Origin of the sequence: Enterococcus pseudoavium NBRC 100491 (assembly GCF_001544295.1) — a bacterium.
GTDB lineage: Bacteria > Bacillota > Bacilli > Lactobacillales > Enterococcaceae > Enterococcus_A > Enterococcus_A pseudoavium.
Genome location: NZ_BCQF01000004.1, coordinates 88,727 through 104,739, shown reverse-complemented (window position 1 = coordinate 104,739; position 16,013 = coordinate 88,727). Strand labels below are relative to the sequence as shown.

Sequence of the window (16,013 nt, the reverse complement as noted above, 5' to 3'; positions counted from 1 at the left end):
TTTTACCAAGAATGAGGGGGTAGTCATGAAAAATATCATTAAAGCAATTGATCAATGGGCAAGTGACCGACCCGAAGCAATTGCCTATCAATCAGAAACAGACCGTTTCAGTTATCACACGTTACGTCAATGGTCAGACAACTTAGCTCAATATCTGACTAAAACAATTACTGCTAAAACTCCGATTATTGTATTTGGTGAACTGGAGTTTGAAATGATTGCAAGTTTTTTGGGAGCTGCCAAAAGTGGACATGCCTATATTCCAATCGAGTCAAATACACCACTAGATCGCATTCAATTGATTTTAGAAGTTGCGCAACCGGCCATGATCGTGAGTGTTTTGCCTTGGCCAGAGGAAATTAAGGTTGAACTTCCAGTGGTAACACCGGCTGAGTTGGCTGAGATCTTTACAAATGAGCAGGGAAAGGCCGATTTACAACCGGTTATTGCTGACGATACATTCTATATTATTTTCACTTCTGGCACGACGGGTGTACCAAAAGGCGTTCAGATCAGTCATGAAAATCTCTTGAGCTTTACAAATTGGGATCTGCAGGATTTTGGCATTCAGACAGGGATGCGCTTCTTATCGCAAGCACCGTACTCCTTTGACTTATCTGTTATGAGTGTCTATCCAGCACTGTGCAGTGGTGGGACGTTGATTCCAATGGAAAAAGCAGTAATCAATGATTTTAGAAAATTATTCGAATATTTGCCTAAGTTAGACTTAGATGTTTGGGTATCGACGCCGTCTTTTATGGACATTTGTTTGATGGAGAAAACTTTTGATGAGAAACATGTACCATCTTTAAAAATCTTTCAATTTTGTGGGGAAGAATTGACCCGTAAAACGGCCGAAGAATTAATTCACCGTTTTCCAAATGCAAGAATTTTTAATACGTATGGTCCAACGGAAGCAACGGTTGCGATGACGCAAATAGAAGTAACTTCAGAAGTTTTAGCTGAGTATGATCGTGTGCCAATCGGCTATGTTAAAGATGATACCGAAGTCTTGATCTACGATGAAAAGCAAGAAGTTCCAGCCGGTGTAGCCGGGGAGATTATTATCAAAGGACCCAGTGTTTCAAAAGGTTATCTACACAATCCCCAAAAAACGGCAGCAGCCTTTTTCGAAATTGAGGGGAGGCCTGCTTACCGGACTGGTGATGCCGGTCGTTTGACGACGGGGGGGTTGTTACTTTACGAAGGACGGATCGATTTTCAAATTAAATTGCATGGTTTTCGAATCGAGTTAGAAGATATTGATCATCATTTAGAAAAGGTCGCCTATGTGAAGCAAGCGACGGTTGTACCGAAATATCAAAATCACAAAGTCCAACAATTAGTGGCCTATGTCGTTGCGAATGACAATGATTTTGAAAAAGCGTACCAATTGACGAAAGCCATTAAAGCAGAATTAGCTGGAGGAGTCATGGAATACATGATCCCGCAAAAATTTGTTTACGTCGATCAATTACCACGAACCGTAAATGGAAAGATTGATCGTAAAAGACTGATTGCTGAGGTGAATCGCTAATGCTGATCCCTCACATGGTGCCTTATGCCTCTCCAATTTATTTCATTATTTTATTCGTGACCTTGTTGCCGTTGGTTTTAAGTTTGCTGATTCGTGGCAAACGAATCGATTGGTATCAATCACTAATCACGCTATTTTTTCTCTATATCTCCTTTGGAGGAAAAGATTATCATCAAGGGTTAGCGCTGATTGGTTACGTAATCTTTCAAAGCCTTTTAGTTTGGAGCTATCATCAGTACCGTAAAAATAAGAATCAAGCCAATGTCTTTTACTTTGCGGTGTTCTTAAGTATTGTTCCCTTGATTTTTGTGAAGGTTACGCCATTTCTGAGTGGTCAGAACTCTGTTTTAGGTTTTCTGGGAATTTCATATCTGACCTTTAAATCGGTACAAATCATTATGGAAATGCGCGATGGCATGATTAAGGAATACCGTCCGTTGAACTACATCAAGTTCTTATTGTTTTTCCCAACGATCTCATCAGGACCGATCGATCGTTATCGCCGCTTTGAAAAAGACTTGAAAAATCCGCCTACACCAGAAGAATACGTTGATTTATTAGGGGCGGGTGTTCACGATCTCTTTGTTGGTTTTTTATATAAGTTCATCATTGGTTATTATTTTGGTCAAGTTTTGCTGCCAATTATGGATCGGCTGGCGATGCATCATGGTGGGATTTCTTGGGGCTTAGTAGGTTATATGTATGTGTATAGTATGTATCTATTCTTTGATTTTGCCGGTTACAGCTTGTTTGCCGTCGGTACTAGTAAACTAATGGGGTATAACACTCCCAAAAACTTTAATAAACCATTTCTATCATGGAATATCAAAGAGTTCTGGAATCGTTGGCATATGACCTTGTCTTTCTGGTTCCGCGATTACATCTATATGCGTTTGATGTTTGCTTTGATCAAAAAGAAAACCTTCAAAAGCCGGATCGTAGCCTCTAATGTGGGCTATTTCGCCCTATTCTTAATCATGGGTCTCTGGCACGGGTTGACGTGGTATTACATTTTATATGGTTTTTACCATGCAGCCTTGATTTGTTTGACCGATGCCTGGTTGCGCTTTAAGAAAAAACATAAGCAAGAAATTCCATCGAATAAGTTTACTCATGCATTGGCAGTTTTCTTAACCTTTAACGCAGTCTGCTTGAGCTTTTTGATTTTTTCAGGCTTCTTGGATAAATTATGGTTTTGCCAGTCCGGCTTTTAGCCGTTTGTTAAAGTTCAAACTGATGTAATGATTTGGATACAGAATAAGGTGTGAACTGTTTAGCCGGATGGTATGCGTACGAAAATAGAATTATTTTGAGTTTTTAAAAAATGATTCTTTAAATATGAGCGGACTAATTATGCATTGACAAAAAATAAAAACGAAATGGAGCGAGTAACATGGAAGATACATTATTTAGCATTTTAGAAGATATTACAGGAACAGATGAAGTTAGAGATAATCCGGATGTTGATTTATTTGAAGAAGGCTTGATGGATTCATTAGCAACTGTTCAACTATTAGTTGAAATCGAAGGACAATTAGATGTACAAGTTCCAGTATCAGAGTTTGACCGCGCTCAATGGAATACACCGAACAAAATCATTGAACAAGTGAAGGCCCTGCAAGCCCAATGAAAAAGAAACTTCTCGGTATCTTTGGGCCGATTCTTTTGGCGGCAGTTTTATTGGTTCTTCTGTTTTTCTCACCATTCAAAATTAACAGCAATGATCCAAAGCTGATCAAAGCAGCTTCTAGTTCGATGGCGGGAAATGTTTTACGAGGAAACAGTATTACAAAAGACGCCCTAAGTACCGATAACTATGTACCGTTTTTTGGTTCTTCAGAATTGAGTCGAATCAGTCCTTTTCACCCATCCGTTTTAGCTGAAAAATACAAGCGTGACTATACCCCCTTTTTAATGGGAGCACCGGGAACGCAATCGTTGACACAATTTATGATGATGCAATCGTTAGGAAATGAATTAAAGAATCGAAAGGTTGTTTTTATCATTTCACCGCAATGGTTTGTAAAAGAAGGGATCAAACGTGATTATTTTGATGCCTATTACTCCCCTGAACAAACCTTGAATTGGCTGTTGCATTTAAAAAAAATCCAAGCTAGCGATCAATATTTCGCTCAACGTTTGGCCCATTATGGAGTGGTAAGAAAAGATGAACGGTTAGAGCGCATGCTGAATGCAGTAATGGATGGAAAATTACCAGATCAAACCGATCTGACGTTTAGCAAATTAAAATTAAATATGCTGGCGCGTGAAGACGAATTATTTAGTACGATTGGCATGATCAGCAAGCAAGCTGCGATTGATCATGCGGCGAAAGAATTGCCTGACCAATATGATCAGCATGAATTAAATAGATTAGCCAATCATTTAGGAAAAGCGGCGACGCGAGGAAATCAATTTGGGATTCAGCAACGTTTTTATCATCGACGGATCAAGCCTCATCTGAATATGCTGGCTGATTCTCAAAAAGACTGGGATTATCGCTATTCGCCAGAATTCTCTGATTTCCAATTAGCTCTAGATCAATTAGCGAAGAAGCATACAGACGCACTCTTCATTATTCCCCCTGTTAATGGTCGCTGGGCAAAATTCACCGGACTTTCAGACGAAATGCTGCAGCAGTTTTCAAGTAAAATCAAGTATCAATTAACTGCGCAAGGTTTTACTAATATTGCAGATTATACGAATCAGCAAAACACGCCTTACTTCATGCAAGATACGATTCATTTAGGCTGGAAAGGTTGGTTATTAGCTGATAGAAAAATTGCTCCTTTTTTGAAAGGAGAAAAGTCACAAGCTGAAAATTATAAAATCAATAATGACTATTTCTTGAGTAAAGCTTGGCAAGAAATGAACCCAACTACGATTAAATAAAACTACGCATGTCATTTCAGACATGCGTAGTTTTATTTATATTCTTGGTAATAGAAAATCGCGAGCTGTGTCCGGTCGCGCACGGCTAATTTTTCCAATAACTGACTGATATTATTACGAACCGTTCCTTCGCTTAAAAATAGTTCTTGAGCGATTTCTTTATTATTTTTTCCAGAGGCAACTGCGATTAAAATACTTTCTTGCCGTTCAGTTAACTGAACGGGGGCTGACTTGCGGGGAGAATGATCGGTTAAGATTGAAGCAAGCTTACCAGCAATCTCAGTCCCGAAGACCGTCTGTCCGTTATAAACGGCTTTGATCGCCGGGACAATGCTAGCCAAGTCTTGCTTGATCAGATAACCTTTTACGCCAATTTGCAAGGCCTCACAAATGTATTCATCATCAGAAAAAGTTGTCAGCAGTAAAATGATGGCTTCAGGAACTTGTTTGAAGATTTCCTTGGCTGCAGCAATTCCAGTACTCTGTCCCATGCGAATATCAGTCAATAATACATCTGGTCGTTCTTGCAAGTACAGTGTTACTGCCTCAGTGGCAGAGTGGCCCGTTCCTAAAACTTTGATTTCTTCAGAGACCTCTAAAATGGTTTTTAAGGATTCTGTTACTAAGGGATCATCGTCAATCACAACAACACGAATCATGGCTTTCCTCCTAATTTGGACTGATTACAGTTGATATGCATCAGTAGTTTGGGTGTATCTTTCTGTTTTGAGCGACTTCTTCAATCACGCGCGATATGAAGGGACGAATGTGCTTTCTTGGGTAAAACGACTTGAATCAAATAATTCTCGGGAGTTGGCGCAAGATGCAATTGCCCACCGATTTGTTCTACTCGTTGTCTCATACTTTTCAAGCCAATCCCAGTTCCAGTTTTTTTAGTGAGCGTGCCATTATCTAAGATTTGTAGCCGATAAAAGGCCGGCAGTTCACTAAACGTTAATGTAACTTTAGTGGCATTACTGTGTTTCATCACATTGGCTAAAGCTTCTTTTAAAATCATCAATAAAGTGCGTTCTTGTTCTTGTGACAAATTTGCAGGGATTTTTCCGACTACCTCAGCTTCACAAAATTGAAATTCAGCAATCAGCAAATCAAGTCCCTTTTCAAAAGGTAAAGAAGTTTCATGTAAATCATGGACACTCTCACGAATATTATCCATCCCAGTATGAATGGTTGCCTTTAACTGATTTAAGGGCATTTTTAGAACGTCATTTTGATTGAGCGCCTCAATAGCTCCTAATTGAATGATCGCGCTAGATAATAAGTGGCCGACATTGTCGTGGATATCGCGAGCGATCCGATTCCGCTCTTGGGAAATTTCTAAGTCGATAAAGGTTTCTTGAGATTGAATCAATTCATGATTTTTTTGTTTTAGCAGTTCTTGTTTTTCCCAACTGTCATCTTTCAATTGCAGTAGTGCGTCATGGATTGTTTGCTGTTTTTTCCCTCTCCATGTCAGCAGTAGTGCAAAACAATTTAAGCAAACCAGCAATAAGCATTCCGCCAAAGAAAAATGAGCGGATTGAATGAGCGGCACTGTTAGAACAATCAATGACCAGCCCCAAAGGATGTCCTCTCGCCAAGCGATCCGCAAGTTTGCGGGCAGAAAAACGAGGAGTTGAGGCCAGCGAAAACTCAGAATGATTAAGCCCCCAATACTTAGCTGACTAAATATTTTTGACAACAATAACGCTGGTCCCACCAAGAGAACACTGGCTAACAGATAGAGGACCATCTGTGGTTGAAATCCTTGGTGGAACAACAATAAACTGCCCAGCAGTTCTAAAAATAAAAAATCGATCCAATAATTATTTAAGCTTTTCATTACGGCTCCTCAGATTAAAGTAATTGCTTGTAAAAATCAAAAAGGTTTCATCGGCAACGCCAATAACAGATATCATTTTTCCTAAAATAAAAAGTAAAACCAACAAAATGACATTTGTCATTCTATGATTGGCACAAACTCACTACGATGCAGTTGCTAATTTTATTATAGTAAATGTATGAAGAAAAGGAAAAGGGGTTTTGCAGATGTTGATTGAAATAGAAAACTTAGTGAAACGTTATGGCGACTTTATCGCATTGAATCATCTGGATTTAACTGTGAAAAAAGGAGATATTTTTGGATTGTTAGGTCCCAATGGTAGTGGAAAATCGACCGCGATTAATTGTATGCTCTCACTGCTAACCTATGATCGTGGTTCGATTAAATTGTTCGGCGAAGAGATGGGACCGGAAAAATATGGAATCAAACAAAAAATCGGTGTCGTTCCACAAGAAATCGCACTATTTGAAGAATTAACAGTTGTAGATAATATCAACTATTTTTGCGGCTTATATATCCCGCAAAAAGCTAAGCGAAAACAGTATGTGGAAGAAGTTATCCAGTTGGTCGGGTTGGAAGAATTTCGCAAATTTTATCCTAAACAATTAAGCGGCGGCCTGAAGCGGCGATTGAATATTGCGTGTGGTATCGTGCATAAACCGGAATTAATCTTCCTAGATGAACCGACCGTTGCAGTTGATCCACAAAGTCGGAATAAAATTTTAGATAGTATCAAAGAATTAAATCGGCAAGGAGCGACAATCGTTTACACGACCCATTACATGGAAGAAGTTGAAATTTTATGCAATCATATCGTGATTATTGATCAAGGACAAGTGATTGCTGAAGGAAGCAAAGAACAACTGAAAAGCATGGTTCGTGAAAATGAAAAAGTAATCATTGAAGTTCCTAGTTTAACAACGGAGCAGCTTGCTGACCTGCAAGCTTTTCCAGCTATCTTAGAAGTAACATATGCGGATAGTTTATTACAAGTAACGACAAAAGAGTTAACACAAGCACTATTGCCGATCTTAAATTATTTTGAAGCGGAAAAGATTATGTATGCCAATATTCACACGCAAGAAGCGACGCTGAATGATGTCTTTTTGGAAATCACCGGCAAAGAATTAAGGGATTAGGGGTGAGAAAATGTTTCTACGATTATTTAGTTATCGCATTCGGATTCTATTAAGAAACCGCAGCCTGCTCTTTTGGACTTTGGCCTTTCCGATCGTTTTGGGCTTGCTCTTTAATTTAGCTTTTGGCAATTTAGATCAGATCACGGCTTTGGAAAGTTCAACAGTCGGCATCGTTGCCACAGATGATACGCAAAAGGAATCCTTCGAAGCGGTCTTAAAAGAAGTCAAAAATGGCGATAAGGTACTTTTTAAAGGCAGAGAATTATCAAAAAAAGCTGCACAACAACAATTGTCAGAGGATAAAATCGCTGGTTATTTTGAATTCACCGGTACTACCATTGAATTATTTGTGAGTAAAAGTACGGTTCAACAAACGATTTTAAAAGAGCTCTTAAATCAGTATCTGCAAAACAGGGACAAGATCGAAACCTTAATGGCCGCAGGGGCGCTTCAACCCCAAGAAATTAATCAAGTATTAAGCCAAAAGAACTTTGTTGCGGCTGAAGATGTCAGCGGAAACTTTAATTTGAAATCATTCTATTTCTTTACTCTTGTCGGAATGACCATTATGTACGGCTTTATGTGGGGCTTACGCAATGCTAACGATCAACAGGCCAATCAATCATCTGAAGGTATGCGGTTGTGTTTGATTCCCCGTAATAAATTACTGGTTTCTTTTGCCAATATGCTTGCAAGCTTTGTACTTTTCTTGATTCAAATCTGTTTGATTTTATTATTTTATCATTTTGTTTACCGTGTCGAATTTGGCAATCATTGGAACTATATTTTACTAGTCAGCGGGTTAGGGGCTTTTACTTCAATTTCTTTTGGGACGTTGATCGGCAATCTTTTTGCAAAGCTGGATTTTCAACAAAAAATTTCAATCGGGATCTCTATTTCAATGATTATGAGCTTTTTGGCTGGAATGATGGGCTCGCAAGGCATCAAATATTGGATTGATGTCAACCTGCCACTGCTAGGTAGAATCAATATTGTGAATTTAATCAGTGAAAGCTTATATCAATTGTTTTATTATCAATCATTACAGCCATTTTATACGAACTTAGTTTGGTTAGGCGGCTTCGGACTTTTGTTCGTGTTAGTAAACTATTCTTTTGAAAGGAAGGTGCAATATGACCACTTATAGAGCCATCCTCCAGATTCTTAAAAAGAATAAGGGCAGTCTACTGTTAGGTGTCATCATTATGGTCGTCATTACGATCTTTTACGCAGGGCAGCTGTCGCAAGATGCGGAGGAACTACAAGGTGCTAAATTGACGATCCTGTCAGACGAACAGTCTGCCTTGGAAAAAGACTTTGTTGCTTATTTAGGCCAGCAGCATACTATAGTAGAATTAAAAGACACTTCACAAAAAAGTTTAGATGATGCATTGTATTTTAATGAAGTCGACTATATTCTGACGATTCCGAAAAATTTTTCAGAGCAGCTCAGTCGAGGGGAAGCAGTGAAACTAACTAGTAAGACGCGCCCAGACACGTTTTCTCAATCATTGGTTGATACGACGATCAACAATTATTTGACGACCTATCTGACCTATCGGAAAAAACTGCCGGCACAAAGTCCACAAGAACTGATAGAAAAAACGCAAAATACCCTTGGCAAAACTGGCCGCGTCCATTTTGATGCAACGTACCATAAGAAGAAAAAACAAAATGTGACTGGCCAAATCTATAATTTATTAGCCTACGGTATGTTTTTATCGATTTTTAGCGGATATGCTGCGGTGAACTTAGCCTTTAATCGTAAGGAAATTCGGCGCCGAAATAGTTGTTCACCTGTTTCACGCCAAAAATTATCTCGCAAAATTTCCGTTGGTAATCTGGTTTATGCGATTTTGTGCTGGCTGATCTTTTTAGTTTTTGTGCTGTTCATTACAAAGGGTCGTTTTGATCAAGTGATGGGTTATTTTGTGTTGAATACCCTCGCCTTTTTTACAGCGATTGTCAGCTTTTCAATCATGGTCACCAGTGTTATCCAAAATGAAGAAGCTATCAGTGGAATCAATAATATCTTTATTATGGGAAGTTGTTTTGTCGGCGGGGTCTTTGTGCCAAGTCAGTTTTTACCAGAGATTGTTAATAAAATTGCGGCCTTTACCCCGACTTATTGGTTTGCCGAAAACAATGCATTAGTCGGAAAAACAGTGAACTTCGATCAAAGCTTTTTGGATAAATTTATTTTCAATTCAGGAGTACTGTTCGCCTTTGCGGCCGCATTCTTAGTGATTCACCTGATTACAATGCGGGAAAAAGGCAGCCTGGCTTTTAAAAAAGTTCAAACATAAAATAAAAGTTCCAGAAACAGCTATCTATGCGCTGTTTTTGGAACTTTTTTTGTGACAACTATGCAAAACCTTGCTCTAGGATTTCTTTTGTTGCCGAACAAGTCGCCTAGATAAAAAGGGAGGGTTTCAGACTTCGAAATAAATCTGCTGCTTTTCACCGAAAAAGATTGGTAGTAAATCATTCAAGGTTCCAGCTAGCTTTTGGTTGGTTAGCTCGGCTTTTTTGACCCAGAAGAGCTTTTCCGGAAGGGCTTGTTTTTTGACTTTGGCAGTATAAAGGAAAGCTAGTTCGCGAGCTCCCGTAGTTAAGTTGTTCCACTCAGCTGTTCCTCGTAGTAGCGGTTGAACCGTGAGCCCCGTTTCTTCCTCGATTTCACGCAGAGTTGCATGATAACTGCCTTCATTTCTTTCGACATGCCCACCAGGAAAGGTCCAGCCAGGCCAATCTTTTTTCTTACGATCTTGAATCAAGATTTCACCCAGTTCATTTTCAATCATTACCATCATGGTTAATTCAATGGTTAAAAAACGTGTCATTTGATCACCTCGTTGTGATTATACAACATACTACGCAGATTTTTTTGACAATGGTATACTGTTGCTAAGGAAAAGTGAGTATCCTTACGATTTTCCAATCGTAAAATCAGCAATTATTTTTATTTGGATATTCGTGGAGCAGTGTAATTATTTTTTATAAAGCAGGGGGAGTAAACGTGGAAAAACAAGAAGAGCAACTACTGATTGATTTAACTTCCGCACGTGGTATTGCGGGAAATGAAGATGAGGTCAGAGAAGTTTTTAAGACGTATGCCAAAGAATTTGCCGATGATATTTTCTTTGACGGATTAGGCAGTGTGATTGCTAAACACGGTGGCGGTGGCGGACCAAAAGTGTTCATTTCAGGTCACTTAGATGAAGTCGGCTTTATGGTCACTAAGATTACCGAAAAAGGTTTTTTAGAATTCCAAACGATCGGTGGCTGGTGGAATCAAGTAATGCTGGCTCAGCAAGTGGAAATTAAAACGCGTCAAGGGAAAATCATCCATGGTGTGATTGGTTCAAAACCACCCCATGTATTGACCCCAGAAGCACGCAAGAAACCATTTGAAATCAAAGATATGTTCATTGATATTGGCGCATCGAGTCTTGATGAAGCGAAAGAATGGGGCATTCGTCCCGGTGATATGGTAACGCCATATATTCAGTATCAACGAATGAATGACTCAAAATTCTTATTAGCTAAAGCGTGGGATAATCGCATCGGTACGGCAGTGGCTTTACGCGTTTTGGAAAATCTGTCAAAACGTGAACATCATAATGTTTTGTTTGCCGGTAGTGATGTGCAAGAAGAAGTTGGCTTGCGAGGTGCTCGCACAAGTTCTCATATTGTTAATCCCGATATCGCCTTTGCCTTAGATACTGGTACGGCGGGTGATACTCCAGGAATGACACCGAAAGAAGCGGATTCTGTTCTTGGAAAAGGCCCGCAAATTTTGATCTATGATGCTTCGATGGTTCCCCATAAAAAATTATTGGATTTCGTGATTGATGTGGCCGAAGAATTGGAGATTCCGTTCCAATACACAGTGATTGCCGGCGGCGGAACGGATGCTGGACAAATGCACCTGACGCGTGACGGTGTACCATCAGTAGCTATCACAGTTCCGGTTCGTTACCTACATTCTCATACATCGATCATTCATGAAGATGATTATTTTAATACCATCAAGTTAGTGACCGAAGTTGTTGCACGTCTAGATTACGCTACTGTTGGCGAGCTTAAGAATTACTAGCCGATCAATAAATGAAAAATTGTGAGTCACTCATAATATAAGTAGGAATGGAGAGTCTGTCTATGCGTCTTAGTGAATATCGTCAACTCGCCAAAGACCGTTTAAACGGTCAATGGGGAATCAATGTTGGATTGGTTGTGATCGTAGGTCTGTTGAGCGGCGCGATTAGCAGCGTCTCAACAATCGCTAACAATGAAAACATTCAATTAGGAATCTCGTTTTTATTAGGAATATTTGTTTTATTTGCTTTCAGTTACGCCTTGTATTACATCAGCCTGTATGTCGTTCGAGGTGGCAGAGCAGAATTGGGACAAATTTTTGTGGTCTTTCAACAAGGTTATTATGTTCCGTTGCTGTTAATTAATATTGTTGCTCAAATTGTTCAATACGCTTTAGCCGCACTCTTTTTCATCCCACTGCTACTGCAAGCAGGTGGCAGCGTGTATTTCTCACTGATTTCATCAGGTGGTGTTACTAATGTTGAAAACATGGGAACAATGTTTAACGTTGGTTTGTTTACCTTATATTTTATTTTGTTGATTATTTTCTTATTAGTGTCGACTATTATTAGTATCATTTTCAAATTCGCTGTCTGGGTAAAATTCGACTATCCTGATCTAAGTGTTGGAGAATCGATCAAGCGAGCATGGTTACTGTTAAAAGATCGCTGGGGCCAGTACATTCTATTACAATTATCATTTATTGGTTGGTATATTTTAGGTTTTGTGGCGTTGATTGTGGGTCTATTATTTGTAGCTGTCTACGTTAATACGGCTAGTGCAGCTTTCTACGATCAAGCCTTGAAGGAAAAAATCGATCAGGGGGAATTAGCATGAAAATAACCGTACTAGGTTGTTTAGGAGCATACCCTTACCAAGGGCAAGGAACGACGAGCTATTTACTGCAAGCAGCCGGGTTCAATTTATTATTAGACGCTGGCAGTTCAACATTGGTGGAATTAGAGAAAGAATTGGACCCGCTAGCTTTAGATGCGGTCATTTTGACTCATTATCATCACGATCATATTGCTGATCTTGGTGTACTGCAGTATTATTGGCAGTTGTTTCCAACCCAAACACCCAAACCAATCTTACCAATTTACGGACATACTGAGGATGAATTTCATTTCAACGAGCTTACGATGGAAGGTGTGACGGAAGGTCGACCTTACTTTGAAGCAGAAGAATTGAAAATTGGCCCTTTTCTTGTTACGTTTATGAAGACGATTCATCCGGTTCCTTGTTATGCAATGCGTTTCGTTGAAGAAAAGACTGGGGCAGTTTTTGTTTTTACCGGCGATTCCGGTTATTTGGAATCCTTTAATGAATTTGCTAAAGAAGCTGATTTGTTCTTGGCCGATACCTATTTATTTGATGGAAATGAACATCACAAAGCTCATTTTACTGCCGGTGAAGCGGGGACGTTTGCTAAAAACGCGGGTGTCAAAAAGCTCGTTTTGACCCATTTGCCACAACAAGGAGATCTAGCAGAATTACGTCAACAAGCCGTAGCAAAGAGTAACGGGATTCCGGTAGAATTAGCACAGCCACATAAAATTTTCGAGCTATAAGAAAGAAGGAGTTGTACTATGCTATACGTACCAAATGACAAAGAGCGTGATCCACGAGTAAACTTGGCAATTGAAACTTACCTTTTACAAAATATGCCTTTAGATGAGCCGATTTTACTTTTTTATATAAATGAACCATCGATCATCATCGGTCGTAATCAAAATACGATCGAAGAAATCAATAAAGAGTATGTTGATGAAAAAGGGATTCATGTCGTTCGCCGTTTAAGTGGTGGCGGAGCCGTTTATCACGATTTAGGTAATTTGAACTTTAGCTTCATCATGCCTGATGATGGCAACTCCTTTAGAGATTTTAAAAAATTGACAGAACCGATCGTTGAAGCACTGCACAAATTAGGGATCGAAGGAGCGCAATTAAAAGGTCGGAACGATCTAGTAATCAACGACAAAAAATTCTCCGGTAATGCGATGTATTCGACTAATGGTCGCATGTTTGCTCACGGGACTTTGATGTTTGATAGCAATATCGATGAAGTTGTCAACGCCTTGAAAGTAAAGAAAGATAAGATTGAATCAAAAGGCATCAAATCGATTCGTTCACGCGTCACCAATATCAAGGAGTACTTACCAGCTGACAAACAAAGCATGACGACAGAAGAGTTCCGCCAAGCGATTCTGTTACAAATTTTTGGAGTCGCTAGTGTTGATCAAGTGAAGACCTATGAATTGAATGAGGAAGATTGGAAAGCCATCAATCAAATCTCAGATGAATACTACAAGAACTGGGATTGGAATTATGGGTGTTCACCCGAATTTAACTTAGAACGACAAAAACGTTTCCCAATCGGTTCGATTGAAGTCCGTTTAGCTGTAGCCAATGGTGAAATCGAAAAAGCCAAAGTCTTCGGTGATTTCTTTGGATTAGGTGAGATCAAGGATGTTGAAAATCAATTGATCGGCTCCCGCTATGAGAAAAAAGCTTTAGAAGAAAGCATCGACCAAATTGATTTGACCCATTACTTTGGTAATGTTACTAAGGAAGAATTTTTAGAACTGATTTATTAAAAGCAGAAACCCTTTCGAGCGAATCGCTCGAAAGGGTTTCTTTCTCGTCTTAACGTGTTTAGTAAACTGGGGTTATAAATCTAAAGTGATTTTAAAAAATTGTTGTTTTTCTTTATTTTGCCACTGCCAGTCGTCATTGGAATGTTTAACCGCTTGTTCTAGTTCGGGATACAAATTAATCGGCTGATCACTATCGATGATCTCAGTAAAGGAATGGCGATTAAAAATGCTTGTATTGCTTTCGACGATCAATTGTCCGTGTTCTTGTCGAATCGAGATATCAACCGAGCCATAGTGTGAATCATTCAAGAATTTCTCAAATAATTGAATCAGTAGATAAATATTTTCATCCTTAAGATAATCGGTCTCTTCAAGGATACTCAGTTGACAAGAAAAGAAATTGGCTCGCTTTCTGAATTCTTTTTGATAATACTCCCGTATCTGCTGTAGCAAATGAGTTAGAGCCGGGGCTTGATTTGCTGTTAGGGCTTCTTTTTCTGCCAATAACTTGAAGGTAGTCAGCAGATTGCTTTGTTTTTCTTTTACTCTGATTAGTTGTTGCGCATCTTCTCGCTGTTTTGTTTGATATTTTTGAATGAAATGAAATTCCTCAACAAAATGATAGCCACAAATTAAGATCATCAGACCGCTGAATAATACCCAAGGCCAATCGGTCGTTAAGTTAGCGGCTCCGGCAAAGAGCTGAATATAAAAGAAGCAATGGATAAAGGCTGCCATAATGATCCCAGGCGAACAAAGCATATAGAAGCGATTATGGTCAGTCGATTCTGCTAGTGCAATCGCCGAAGTAAATAAAGTCATAAAGACATTAAAACCACTGAAAATCTGGACGGCAATCGGCAAGGATAGTTCCCCAGCTGCAATACAGAGCAAGCCAAAAATCAAAAGAAAAACTTGCGCGCCAACGCCATAAAGATAATAATGTTGGTATTTTTTTGCTTGCAACAAATAATAATTGGTCAAAAAGACCGGGATCAAAATAGAAGTTAGATTATAAAGAATCGATAATGTGGTCGGACCGAACAAAGTACTGGCCAGAACATTCAACCCGATTGATTGTAATCCGACTAAACAAGTAAAGCCGATCAAAAGCAGCGTCGAAATGAACTGTTTTTTCGAATCTTTTGGTTTTATCAGCAGTACGGTCAGTAATAGTACAAATAAGATTAAACAAATCATCAAAAGTAAAGATTGTGGTAATGAGCGCAGGAAAAAGAACCGGCTGACATCTTTGGCTTCGCCAATAAATACTTGAGCAGGGATTCCAGCATAATATTCATAAGGTGTCTTGGTCACAATACGCAATTTCTGCTGACGATAATTAGACGGTAAATGGATGGTTGCTTGTAACAAACCAGGTTCTTCTTGCTTCTCAGTAGCCATGTATTTGTAGATAAGTTGCTGGCCAACATAAACCCTAAGCCATTGATGATTTGTTCGGACAACTAGCTGAGGGTCATCAAATTTTTTTTCCAATTGCTGCTGCATGATTAGGGAATTGTTTGGCTGAACATTTTTTAAGCGATGCTCCGTTTTTCCAAAGATATACTGATCTGTATGGTTTTTAACGATAAATGTCCACTGATCATTCAATTCTTCTACATTTGTTTTTTTTATCCCGTTTGAAATTTTAAAACTAGCTAAAGAAACTAATATTAAAATAACTGAAATTATAAAAAAGCAAGTTGTTTTTGAATGGAAGTGAGCAAAACACTTTTTTTCTGAATTTGTTGTAATAGAATAACACCCTTTCTTTAAAAAAAGAAAATGAGAAGCTTTATAATATATAGCATATATTAGCATAACACAGATTATAGTCAAAACAAATTCATTATATTATTCAATTGATAATTAAAAAATAGATTTTTTTGAATAATATGTTATGA

At 38.8% G+C, this 16,013-nt stretch carries 15 protein-coding genes; 11 read left to right on the top strand and 4 right to left on the bottom strand.

The window, feature by feature from the left end; translation table 11 throughout:
- Nucleotides 1–25 precede the first annotated feature (25 nt).
- The 4 genes from dltA to dltD all read left to right on the top strand — a co-directional run bounded on the left by dltA (nucleotide 26) and on the right by dltD (nucleotide 4,429).
- A complete protein-coding gene (gene dltA / locus EP1_RS03405; protein ID WP_067623431.1) occupies nucleotides 26–1,537 on the top strand; it encodes a D-alanine--poly(phosphoribitol) ligase subunit DltA in 1,512 nt (503 codons plus the stop codon).
- Nucleotides 1,537–2,751 (top strand): D-alanyl-lipoteichoic acid biosynthesis protein DltB, encoded by a 1,215-nt coding sequence (gene dltB / locus EP1_RS03400; protein WP_067623428.1) that lies wholly within the window; start codon nucleotides 1,537–1,539, stop codon nucleotides 2,749–2,751. The genes dltA and dltB overlap by 1 nt, the downstream gene beginning before the upstream one ends.
- 179 nt (nucleotides 2,752–2,930) lie before the next feature.
- A complete protein-coding gene (gene dltC / locus EP1_RS03395) occupies nucleotides 2,931–3,167 on the top strand; it encodes a D-alanine--poly(phosphoribitol) ligase subunit DltC (protein WP_067623425.1) in 237 nt (78 codons plus the stop codon).
- Nucleotides 3,164–4,429, top strand: coding sequence for a D-alanyl-lipoteichoic acid biosynthesis protein DltD (gene dltD / locus EP1_RS03390; RefSeq protein WP_067623421.1), 1,266 nt, complete (start codon nucleotides 3,164–3,166; stop codon nucleotides 4,427–4,429). Before dltC ends, dltD begins: the two co-directional genes overlap by 4 nt.
- A gap of 32 nt (nucleotides 4,430–4,461) precedes the next feature.
- Here dltD and EP1_RS03385 read toward each other — a convergent pair whose 3' ends face one another.
- Together EP1_RS03385 and EP1_RS03380 are read right to left on the bottom strand one after the other, a co-directional pair.
- On the bottom strand, nucleotides 4,462–5,088 hold the full coding sequence (locus tag EP1_RS03385; RefSeq protein WP_067623418.1) for a response regulator transcription factor: 627 nt from the start codon (nucleotides 5,086–5,088) through the stop codon (nucleotides 4,462–4,464).
- Nucleotides 5,089–5,168: 80 nt separating this feature from the next.
- Entirely contained in the window at nucleotides 5,169–6,272 is a 1,104-nt protein-coding gene (locus EP1_RS03380) for a sensor histidine kinase (protein WP_067623415.1), read from the bottom strand.
- A gap of 206 nt (nucleotides 6,273–6,478) precedes the next feature.
- On the opposite strand from EP1_RS03380, the gene EP1_RS03375 reads away from it, so the two are divergent.
- From EP1_RS03375 to EP1_RS03365, 3 genes are read left to right on the top strand one after another with little or no spacing between them, the layout of a single operon-like run.
- Nucleotides 6,479–7,411 (top strand): ABC transporter ATP-binding protein, encoded by a 933-nt coding sequence (locus EP1_RS03375; RefSeq protein WP_067623412.1) that lies wholly within the window; start codon nucleotides 6,479–6,481, stop codon nucleotides 7,409–7,411.
- A gap of 10 nt (nucleotides 7,412–7,421) precedes the next feature.
- Nucleotides 7,422–8,558 (top strand): ABC transporter permease, encoded by a 1,137-nt coding sequence (locus tag EP1_RS03370; protein ID WP_067623409.1) that lies wholly within the window; start codon nucleotides 7,422–7,424, stop codon nucleotides 8,556–8,558.
- Complete coding sequence (locus EP1_RS03365; protein WP_083507478.1) at nucleotides 8,545–9,717, top strand: ABC transporter permease; 1,173 nt, start codon at nucleotides 8,545–8,547, stop codon at nucleotides 9,715–9,717. The genes EP1_RS03370 and EP1_RS03365 overlap by 14 nt, the downstream gene beginning before the upstream one ends.
- A gap of 126 nt (nucleotides 9,718–9,843) precedes the next feature.
- On the opposite strand, the gene EP1_RS03360 is transcribed toward EP1_RS03365, so the two are convergent.
- Nucleotides 9,844–10,254 carry an NUDIX domain-containing protein gene (locus EP1_RS03360; protein WP_067623406.1) on the bottom strand — a complete coding sequence of 137 codons (411 nt, stop codon included), beginning with the start codon at nucleotides 10,252–10,254 and terminating at the stop codon, nucleotides 9,844–9,846.
- A gap of 176 nt (nucleotides 10,255–10,430) precedes the next feature.
- Here EP1_RS03360 and EP1_RS03355 point away from each other — a divergent pair, with 176 nt between their 5' ends.
- From EP1_RS03355 to lplA, 4 genes are all read left to right on the top strand, one after another.
- Nucleotides 10,431–11,510 carry a M42 family metallopeptidase gene (locus EP1_RS03355; protein ID WP_067623403.1) on the top strand — a complete coding sequence of 360 codons (1,080 nt, stop codon included), beginning with the start codon at nucleotides 10,431–10,433 and terminating at the stop codon, nucleotides 11,508–11,510.
- 62 nt (nucleotides 11,511–11,572) lie between these two features.
- Complete coding sequence (locus EP1_RS03350; RefSeq protein ID WP_067623400.1) at nucleotides 11,573–12,346, top strand: DUF975 family protein; 774 nt, start codon at nucleotides 11,573–11,575, stop codon at nucleotides 12,344–12,346.
- Nucleotides 12,343–13,080 (top strand): MBL fold metallo-hydrolase, encoded by a 738-nt coding sequence (locus EP1_RS03345; protein ID WP_067623396.1) that lies wholly within the window; start codon nucleotides 12,343–12,345, stop codon nucleotides 13,078–13,080. Before EP1_RS03350 ends, EP1_RS03345 begins: the two co-directional genes overlap by 4 nt.
- Nucleotides 13,081–13,098: 18 nt before the next feature.
- Nucleotides 13,099–14,106, top strand: coding sequence for a lipoate--protein ligase (gene lplA / locus EP1_RS03340; protein WP_067623393.1), 1,008 nt, complete (start codon nucleotides 13,099–13,101; stop codon nucleotides 14,104–14,106).
- A gap of 72 nt (nucleotides 14,107–14,178) precedes the next feature.
- Here the strand turns inward: lplA and EP1_RS03335 are convergent, their stop codons facing one another.
- Nucleotides 14,179–15,720 carry an MFS transporter gene (locus EP1_RS03335; RefSeq protein WP_245630580.1) on the bottom strand — a complete coding sequence of 514 codons (1,542 nt, stop codon included), beginning with the start codon at nucleotides 15,718–15,720 and terminating at the stop codon, nucleotides 14,179–14,181.
- Nucleotides 15,721–16,013 lie beyond the last annotated feature (293 nt).

Excerpts from the sequence above, each read along its gene's own strand:
- dltD (WP_067623421.1), top strand. The coding sequence starts at position 3,164 with ATGAAAAAGAAACTTCTCGGTATCTTTGGGCCGATTCTTTTGGCGGCA.
- EP1_RS03370 (WP_067623409.1), top strand. The coding sequence starts at position 7,422 with ATGTTTCTACGATTATTTAGTTATCGCATTCGGATTCTATTAAGAAAC.
- dltC (WP_067623425.1), top strand. The coding sequence starts at position 2,931 with ATGGAAGATACATTATTTAGCATTTTAGAAGATATTACAGGAACAGAT.
- EP1_RS03345 (WP_067623396.1), top strand. The coding sequence starts at position 12,343 with ATGAAAATAACCGTACTAGGTTGTTTAGGAGCATACCCTTACCAAGGG.
- EP1_RS03350 (WP_067623400.1), top strand. The coding sequence starts at position 11,573 with ATGCGTCTTAGTGAATATCGTCAACTCGCCAAAGACCGTTTAAACGGT.
- EP1_RS03375 (WP_067623412.1), top strand. The coding sequence starts at position 6,479 with ATGTTGATTGAAATAGAAAACTTAGTGAAACGTTATGGCGACTTTATC.
- EP1_RS03385 (WP_067623418.1), bottom strand. The coding sequence starts at position 5,088 with ATGATTCGTGTTGTTGTGATTGACGATGATCCCTTAGTAACAGAATCC.
- dltA (WP_067623431.1), top strand. The coding sequence starts at position 26 with ATGAAAAATATCATTAAAGCAATTGATCAATGGGCAAGTGACCGACCC.
- EP1_RS03365 (WP_083507478.1), top strand. The coding sequence starts at position 8,545 with ATGACCACTTATAGAGCCATCCTCCAGATTCTTAAAAAGAATAAGGGC.
- dltB (WP_067623428.1), top strand. The coding sequence starts at position 1,537 with ATGCTGATCCCTCACATGGTGCCTTATGCCTCTCCAATTTATTTCATT.
- lplA (WP_067623393.1), top strand. The coding sequence starts at position 13,099 with ATGCTATACGTACCAAATGACAAAGAGCGTGATCCACGAGTAAACTTG.
- EP1_RS03380 (WP_067623415.1), bottom strand. The coding sequence starts at position 6,272 with ATGAAAAGCTTAAATAATTATTGGATCGATTTTTTATTTTTAGAACTG.
- EP1_RS03360 (WP_067623406.1), bottom strand. The coding sequence starts at position 10,254 with ATGACACGTTTTTTAACCATTGAATTAACCATGATGGTAATGATTGAA.